We start from the raw sequence: 7,540 nt of genomic DNA, 5'->3' as shown, positions 1-7,540 counted from the left end.
GAGAAGGTGCCCGAGGGCGGATGAGGGGCAGCGCGGCGTTCCGCGATGGCCGCTGGTGTCACGGACAAGCTTTGGGAGATTGCGGATATCGTGGCACTGATCGAGGCGAAGGAAGCTGAAAAGCCGGTCGTGCGCGGCCCTTACAAGAAGCGGGCAGTAGCATGACGCAAAGGATCTCGCTCGCCTCAAAAATCACGCTGTCCTATGTGTTTGGCGTGATTGGAAGTTTGTTAGCCGTGTCGAATCCTTCGCCGGAGAATCCATGGTCTGAGACACTTTTGCTTTTCGCCGCTTATTTTGTGGCCGGCATCCTAGTGTCGTGGCCGCTTTACCTGGCAGCAGTTGTTGCAGCCATCGCTTTCCCACGCACTGTTGCCGGGAGACCAGGACTGTGGACTTCCGTGGCGGTTCTTATCGCAGTAAGCTTCTCTTTTTTGACCCTTCCGTATGACGGGCATTTCAGATCACTCGCTACGCTAGGGGCGCTCGCTGCTCTGCTCGCCGGCTTTTGTTTCTACTGCATAGCAAAGCCGATGAGGCAGATTTCAAACTAACCCGCTACCCATTCTGGGATGCGATTGTTTCCTTGCCCCGAAACGATACCCTCGCAGCGTCGGCGCTGCCCCTCATTGTCCTGCCGGACATTTCTCCCCGTATAGTGACGGGGAGAAAGGGCTGGACCGCCGCTTTCGCCAAACAAAAAAGGCGGCACCGCAGCGCCGCCTTTTTTCATTCATGCCTTGAGCCTTACGCCGCCGGCTGCGCCTCGATGGTGCGCAGCGCCTGCGTCTGGCGCTTGGCTGCGGCCTTGACCGCATCCTGCACCTTCTCGAAGGCGCGCACCTCGATCTGGCGCACGCGCTCGCGGCTGATGTCGAACTCGGCCGACAGTTCTTCCAGCGTCAGCGGCTCATCGGCGAGGCGGCGCGCCTCGAAGATGCGCCGTTCGCGCTCGTTGAGCACGGAGAGGGCGCCCGACAGCATGGCGCGCCGGTTTTCCAGCTCGTCCTGCTCGATCAGCATCTCTTCCTGGCTTTCGTGGTCGTCGACCAGCCAGTCCTGCCACTCGCCGGACTCGCCCTCGCTTGCCCGGATCGGAGCATTGAGCGAAGCGTCGCCCGACAGGCGACGGTTCATCGACACTACTTCCGCCTCGGAGACGTTGAGACGGGTGGCGATCTCGGCGATCTGGTCGGGCTTCAGGTCGCCATCGTCAAGCGCCTGGATCTTGCCCTTCACCTTGCGTAGGTTGAAGAACAGCCGCTTCTGGTTGGCGGTGGTGCCCATCTTGACCAGGCTCCACGAGCGCAGGATGTACTCCTGGATCGAGGCCTTGATCCACCACATGGCATAGGTGGCGAGCCGGAAGCCGCGCTCCGGTTCGAATTTCTTGACGGCCTGCATCAGGCCGACATTGCCTTCCGAGATCACCTCGCCGATCGGCAGACCGTAGCCGCGATAGCCCATGGCGATCTTGGCGACGAGCCGCAAATGGCTGGTGACGAGCTTGTGCGCGGCCGAAGTGTCCTCATGCTCGGCGTAACGCTTGGCGAGCATGTACTCTTCCTGCGGCTGAAGCATCGGAAAGCGGCGGATTTCTTCCAGGTAGCGGCTGAGGCCGCCTTCGCCGGAGACGATACTGGGTAGTGACTGGGCCATGATAGCGCCCCCTCTCTCTTGGAGTGATGCCCCCGAAACGCGGCGGGCATGTGACGCGAATGCCAAACGGCTCATCCGCGGCAACTGCTGTATATAGGAACAAAACCAGAAAGGACAGGCATTTGTTCAACACGAAACAGTGTGTCACGCTAAAGTGAACAACGCCAGTCAGGTTTTTTTGATGGTTGCTTTGAAGCGGGTCGATGGTCGGTTTGAAGCGGATCGATGGCGGGCTCAGAGCTTGCGAAAGCCGCCGACGAGTGCCTCCATGTCCCTCGGTATCGGCGCTTCGAACCTCATCGCTAGATGGGTAGCCGGGTGCTGGAATTCAAGGAGCCAGGCGTGCAAGGCTTGCCTGGCAAATGCGTTGACTTCGCCTTTCAGCGGTTCGGGCAGCCGGTTGGCCTTGGTGCGGAAGGCCTGGCCGTAATCGGGATCGCCGACCACGGGATGGCCGATATGGGCCATGTGGACGCGGATCTGGTGGGTGCGGCCGGTCTCCAGCCGGCATTCGACCAGACTTGCCGTTGCGAATTCCTTCTGCCGCTCGCCGAAGCGCTCGATCACGGCAAAATGCGTGACGGCGTGGCGAGCGTCGTCGCGGCCTTCCGGCACCACGGCGCGGCGCACGCGGTCGGCGGCGCGGCCGAGCGGCGCGTCGACCGTTCCGGTCGGCCTCGACGGAATGCCCCATACGAGCGCGAGATAGGCGCGTTCGAGGTCGCCGGTGCGACCATGATCGGCAAACGCCTCCGACAGCGCCTTGTGGGCACGGTCGGTCTTGGCGACGACCATGACGCCACTGGTCTCCTTGTCAAGACGATGAACGATGCCCGGCCGCTTGACGCCGCCAATGCCGGACAGGCTGTCGCCGCAATGGTGGATGAGCGCATTGACCAGCGTGCCGGTCCAGTTGCCGGCGCCGGGATGGACGACCAGTCCCGCCGGCTTGTTGATGACGATAAGCTCATCGTCCTCATAGAGGATGTCGAGGGCGATCGCCTCGCCCCGCGGCTCCGCCGGTTCAGGCTCCGGCATCTCCACCGAGACGCGCTCGCCGGCGGCCATCCTGCGCTTGGCCTCCTCGGCGACCTTGCCGCCGATCCTGACCGCGCCCTGCCTGATCAGCATCTGCACCCGGCTGCGCGAGATGTCCCGGCCGAGCCGGCCGGCCAGCCATTGGTCGAGGCGCTGGCCGGCGGCATCCGGGCCGGCCTCCAGCATGACCGATCCGCCGGCTGTCAAATCACTGCCTGTCAAACGATCCTCTATTAATCTGGAGGCCTCTTCGCTATGAGCGCTCATCGAAAACCGTTCTGGAACCCAATTCCATGGCCAGGCCAATTGCCGAGGAAGACGAAGAAAAGCCGCTCGACGCCGAAGTCGAGAAGGTGCGCGGCAAACTCATCCGCTTCATGGCCGTCAATCTCGGGCTGCTGTTCCTTGCCCTTATGGTGGTGATCGCGGCGCTTGTCTACAAAGCGCGCAACGCGCCGCCTGCCAGCGCCCCGGTTGCCAGCGATATCCAGGTGCCGGCCGGCGAACCGCTTAGCGCCGACATCGTGCTGCCGGTCGGCGCCAAGGTGATCAGCCAGTCGCTGTCCGGCAACCGCATCGCGATCGATGCCGAGCTTGCCGACGGCAGCCGCGCCATCTTCGTCTACGACATCGCCGAGCGTCGCGTGATAGGCCAGTTTGCGATCCGCAACAAATGAGCGGCTTCGCCGACAAGCGCTGCATCGCTACCGTGGCGCTCGTCGTCGGGAACTATGACGAGGCGATTGACTGGTATGTCGAGCGGCTGGGCTTCGCGCTTGCCGAGGACGTCGATCTCGGCGGCGGTAAGCGCTGGGTGATCGTAACGCCGGCGAACGCAAACGGCGCGCGGCTGCTGCTTGCCGAAGCAGCGGACGAGACGCAGGCGAGCCGCATCGGCAACCAGACCGGTGGCCGGGTCTTTCTCTTCCTCGAAACCGACGACTTCGCCCGCGACCATGTGGCGATGCTGGCCGGCGGCGTCGAGTTCCGCGAGGCGCCGCGCTTCGAGGCCTACGGCACGGTGGCGGTTTTTGCCGATCTCTACGGCAATCTCTGGGACCTGATCGAGCCGAAACGACGGGGCTGAGCCCAGCAGTTTTGGAATATCGGCGAACTCTCCGAAGCCCAGTTGCTTTTTCCTGGCCGCCAGCCTATATCGCCGGTTCTTGAGCGCGCCCATCGTCTAGCGGTCAGGACACCGCCCTCTCACGGCGGGAACAGGGGTTCGATTCCCCTTGGGCGTACCAAGTCTCTCCAGCACATTTTTCCATTCCAGGATACGCCCCCGGATTCCGCGCGACGTTAGCAGCGCTTCGGCGCTTCTGGCGCAACGCCGCCGATTGAATTAGCATCCTGTCATTACCTTGCGCCAAAGGCGCAGGGCGGCGCCTTGGGGAGCGCCGGCGGTAAATGCCGATCCGAACTGGCCCGACAGAGGCGAGGATCGCAGGGAGGGAGACCGATGCAGAAACTGCAATCGCAGGGCGTCCATCACATCACGCTGGTCGGCGCCGGGCGCCAGACGTCGATCGATTTCTGGGAAGGCGTGCTCGGCATGCCCTTCGTCTTCGAACAGCCCAATCTCGACAAGGCGAGCGAGAGCCATCTCTATTTCGATCCGGGCGACGGAAGGCTGATTACCGTCTTCACCGATGAGAGCCGCACGGCGGTGCCCAGGCGTACGCCCACCGATACGGGCTGCGTCCACCACATCGCGTTTGCGGTGTCGCGCGTCACCTTCCTGCAGGCGGTCGCCCGGCTCGACGAGCGCGGCATCAAGCATAGCGGCGTCAAGGATCGCGGCTTCATGGATTCGATCTATTTCGAGGACCCGCTTGGCCTCTTGATCGAGCTCGCCTCGTACCGCTTCGAACCACCGGCGGGCTTCACCCATGCCGATGTGCTGATGCAGGCGCACAAGATCCGCGTCGCGCGCGGCGACTACAACATCGCGGAAGTGCATCTGGCCGACGCGATCCAGACGCTGGTCGAATGGTCGCGCGCGACCTTGTCGGACGAAAGGGCACCGAAAAATCCATATGAAAAGGCCTGAGGGAGGAACAGATGGCAAAGGCAGCAACGAAGAGTGCAAGGAAACCGGCGGCCAAGGCTGCGGTGAAGGCCGCCAAGCCAGCGCCGAAAGCAAAGGCAAAAGCAGCGGCCAAGCCAGCCGCGAAGGTGACGGCAAAGGCCGCACCCAAGGTGACGGCAAAGGCCGCACCCAAGGTGACGGCAAAGGCCGCACCCAAGGTGACGGCAAAGGCCGCGAAGAAGCCTGGGCTGAAGCTCAGCATGCTGAAGCCGAGCGTCAACAACATGACCGTTCGGGTGTTCGCGCGCGCCGCCGGCTTCGACCATGCCGAGACCGACGCTTGGGGGCTTACGCGCTCGCCGGAGTTCATGGCGCGCAACCCGGCCCATCTGACGCCGATGATCGAGGACAAGGGGCTGCCGAGAGGCGTGTTGTGGGAAAGCTGCGCCATCATGCAGTATCTCGCCAACAAGCACGGGCTGGAGAAATTCTACCCCAAGGCGCCGGCCAAGCGGGCGATGATCGACAGCGCCATGTTCTATCTGGTCGGCACGCTTTACCCCTACGTGGCGCGTGCCACTTATCCGGCGCTCGGTTTCCCGCAATATGCCGGCGAGGTCGGCCACAGCGACGCCCATCCTGACAGGAAATCAGAGGCCCAGAAGGCGGCAGCGGCAGCAATCGCCGAGCCGCTCGACGTCTTCCACAGCTTCTTCCGCAACGGCAAGCCGTTCATCGGCGGCAGCAATCCGTCGATTGCCGACATTCGGCTGGCGGCGACGCTCGAGTTCCTAGCGGTCATCGACTACACGCTGCCCAAATGGGCGAAGGACTATATGGCGGCGATGGAGAAGAAGCTCGGCAAGGCCTATGCTGAACCGGCCGGTGATGTGCGCGGCTACATCGCCTACGTGAAGTCGCAGGCGAAGGCGTAAGGACCACTGTGGTGGCGTTCCGGATTTGCCGGGCGCTTCGAGGCTAAGGATTCGTTAACCAAGGACCCTGTCTAATGGTCACTGGTTCAGCTCAGGCGCGCGACCACGGATGTACTGGCGCGATGCCGAGGCGAAAACAAAGGTCGGCCATGCGCCGGCCTTTTGCTTTTCAACCGCCGCCGGTCCGGAAGCACTCTCAGCCTCGTGGCTGCGCCCGGCGATTGCCGAGAAACCTGTTGTCACCTGCGGCTTTGACCGTAGCATGAGATCGGCGGCGGAGCGGGAGAGACGAGGATCCTGGCAATGAAAAACGTTGCATTGCCGACAATCGCCGCGGCGCTCCTGGCGGCCATGTCCTGTCGATCGAATGCGGCCGAGCTCAACACCATGAACGATGTCGGCGCGGCGCTGCAGGCGTGCTGGGTCCCGCCGGCGAATTCCGAAAACTCGTCGGTCACCTTGAGCTTCAGCCTCAGGCGGGACGGCACGCTGATCGGTCCCCCCAGGCCGACGGCGATCAAGGTGAGCGGCGACGCCAAGGCCAGGCAAGCCTATGTCGAGGCCGCAACCTCGGCACTGCAGCACTGCCTGCCGCTGAGCTTCTCGCCGGCGCTGGCGCAGGGGATTGCCGGCAAAGTCTACGTGCTGCAGTTCAACTCGCCCAAGAGATAGCGCTGGATCCCCAAGTTCAGCCGGTCATCTCAGTGCCGACGGCGCCGAAGCGGGTTCAGGAAACCGGGGCGGACGACCCGTTGACGGCTGTCACGTCCGACAGCCTCTCTCGCTTCTCGAGCGGCGGCTTTTCGTAGGTCTTCTGGCTTTGCCTGCAGGCTGGCGGGAAGTATTGCGCGCCGGCATCGTGGCTGGCGGCGGCTAGAAGGCGATCGGCAGCCTCGGGGTCAGTGCCGCGCGCGCCTCGCGTTTACATGGCGCTGCAGATCCGGCGTCTCGTAGACGTAGTCGCTCCACGCCGATTCCGGAATTTGCCCGGCCAGATAGCATTCCAGCAAAAGGTTCTGCTCCGGTGTCAGAGGCCTCGGTGCCCGCTCGTGGTCCAGTCCGAGTGAGTGGATGAGGTTTCTGGTCAGGCCGGAGACGGTGAAGTGAATGGACATCCTCGGTCTCCCTTTGCCGCTACAACGCGAAGTGTGGGGCAAAGGTTTCACCGGGACCATTCGACACTTTGAGCTATACCGTCTGGCGGCTGAGGGCGCCGCCCGGGGGCCGTCCCACAGGGGGCCGGCGCCAGCGAAAGCAAAGGCGCGGTCGACAAACCGGCCGACCCGCGCACGGGGAGAGTGGTCGGCCTCGGCCTTCTTCCCAGCAAACTGAGTCTATCGCCCTGCTATTCGCAGACCACGCGGAAGCGCTTGCCGGGTGCGCTGACATTCCTGCAGGCCAGGGGCTGTTCCGGCTCGGACGACAGCGAGGGGGGACTTGCCGTCTGTCCTGGTGGCGCCGGCGGCGGGGGGAGCCTGCGGCCCGCGAGGCGTCTGGGTGCCTGCGGCGGCGCCGGAAAGGCACCTGGCTGCAACTGCGGCGGACCGGCTTGCGGCGGCGGCGGCCTGTCCCAGATGCGTCGGACATCGAGGGGCTTCGGGATCATCACCGTGCCGTCGTCGCTACGCGCGCAGCCCCCCGCCGCAAGCAGCGCCAGGCAAAGGAAAAGCAGCACGATTCGTCCGAACATTAGCAAAACCCTCATATGCCTTATAACGCGGCCGCGCGACGGCCGACAACCGGCGCGACACGGCTAGGCCGCGACCGACCCCGATCTCCGCTGATGTTTTGTTAAGGTTAGCGGATCGTTAATGCTTCTGAGGCACAGTCCGCCGACGAACCGCGACGGGGGTTCGGCTGGGGGTGGCATCAGCAT

10 protein-coding genes, 1 tRNA gene and 1 pseudogene are annotated in these 7,540 nt (G+C 63.6%); 8 read left to right on the top strand and 4 right to left on the bottom strand.

What is annotated here, in order from left to right; all coding sequences use genetic code 11:
- Positions 1-42: 42 nt before the first annotated feature.
- Positions 43-165, top strand: a pseudogene (locus EN742_RS17275) (IS1 family transposase); the annotation flags it as partial.
- Positions 162-554: a hypothetical protein gene (locus EN742_RS17270; RefSeq protein ID WP_126057976.1), complete on the top strand. Its 393-nt coding sequence runs from the start codon at positions 162-164 to the stop codon at positions 552-554. The pseudogene EN742_RS17275 and the gene EN742_RS17270, both read left to right, overlap by 4 nt.
- A 193-nt stretch (positions 555-747) precedes the next feature.
- On the opposite strand, the gene rpoH is transcribed toward EN742_RS17270, so the two are convergent.
- Positions 748-1,659 (bottom strand): RNA polymerase sigma factor RpoH, encoded by a 912-nt coding sequence (gene rpoH, locus EN742_RS17265; protein ID WP_126057977.1) that lies wholly within the window; start codon positions 1,657-1,659, stop codon positions 748-750.
- Positions 1,660-1,893: 234 nt separating this feature from the next.
- A complete protein-coding gene (locus EN742_RS17260) occupies positions 1,894-2,964 on the bottom strand; it encodes an RluA family pseudouridine synthase (RefSeq protein WP_126057978.1) in 1,071 nt (356 codons plus the stop codon).
- Positions 2,965-2,990: 26 nt separating this feature from the next.
- Here EN742_RS17260 and EN742_RS39410 point away from each other — a divergent pair, with 26 nt between their 5' ends.
- From EN742_RS39410 to EN742_RS17230, 6 genes are all read left to right on the top strand, one after another.
- Entirely contained in the window at positions 2,991-3,374 is a 384-nt protein-coding gene (locus tag EN742_RS39410; protein ID WP_245455354.1) for a fimbrial protein, read from the top strand.
- The gene (locus EN742_RS17250; protein WP_126057979.1) at positions 3,371-3,784 is read left to right on the top strand and encodes a VOC family protein; all 414 of its coding nucleotides are present in this window, start codon (positions 3,371-3,373) and stop codon (positions 3,782-3,784) included. Before EN742_RS39410 ends, EN742_RS17250 begins: the two co-directional genes overlap by 4 nt.
- Before the next feature lie 85 nt (positions 3,785-3,869).
- A tRNA-Glu gene (locus EN742_RS17245) sits at positions 3,870-3,944 on the top strand.
- A 215-nt stretch (positions 3,945-4,159) separates the two neighbouring features.
- Positions 4,160-4,750, top strand: coding sequence for a VOC family protein (locus EN742_RS17240; RefSeq protein ID WP_126057980.1), 591 nt, complete (start codon positions 4,160-4,162; stop codon positions 4,748-4,750).
- Positions 4,751-4,761: 11 nt separating this feature from the next.
- Complete coding sequence (locus EN742_RS17235; RefSeq protein WP_127400264.1) at positions 4,762-5,664, top strand: glutathione S-transferase family protein; 903 nt, start codon at positions 4,762-4,764, stop codon at positions 5,662-5,664.
- Positions 5,665-5,967: 303 nt separating this feature from the next.
- Positions 5,968-6,336, top strand: coding sequence for a hypothetical protein (locus EN742_RS17230; protein ID WP_126057982.1), 369 nt, complete (start codon positions 5,968-5,970; stop codon positions 6,334-6,336).
- A 227-nt stretch (positions 6,337-6,563) separates the two neighbouring features.
- Here EN742_RS17230 and EN742_RS17220 read toward each other — a convergent pair whose 3' ends face one another.
- Both EN742_RS17220 and EN742_RS17215 read right to left on the bottom strand, forming a co-directional pair.
- The gene (locus tag EN742_RS17220) at positions 6,564-6,779 is read right to left on the bottom strand and encodes a hypothetical protein (protein ID WP_126057983.1); all 216 of its coding nucleotides are present in this window, start codon (positions 6,777-6,779) and stop codon (positions 6,564-6,566) included.
- Between the two features lie 230 nt (positions 6,780-7,009).
- Positions 7,010-7,354 (bottom strand): hypothetical protein, encoded by a 345-nt coding sequence (locus tag EN742_RS17215; protein WP_127400263.1) that lies wholly within the window; start codon positions 7,352-7,354, stop codon positions 7,010-7,012.
- Between the last annotated feature and the right edge of the window lie 186 nt (positions 7,355-7,540).

This window comes from Mesorhizobium sp. M4A.F.Ca.ET.020.02.1.1 (genome assembly GCF_004022645.1).
Taxonomy (GTDB): Bacteria; Pseudomonadota; Alphaproteobacteria; order Rhizobiales; family Rhizobiaceae; genus Mesorhizobium.
The sequence above is the reverse complement of the archived record's forward strand: the minus strand, read 5'-3'. Positions and strand labels throughout refer to the sequence as shown.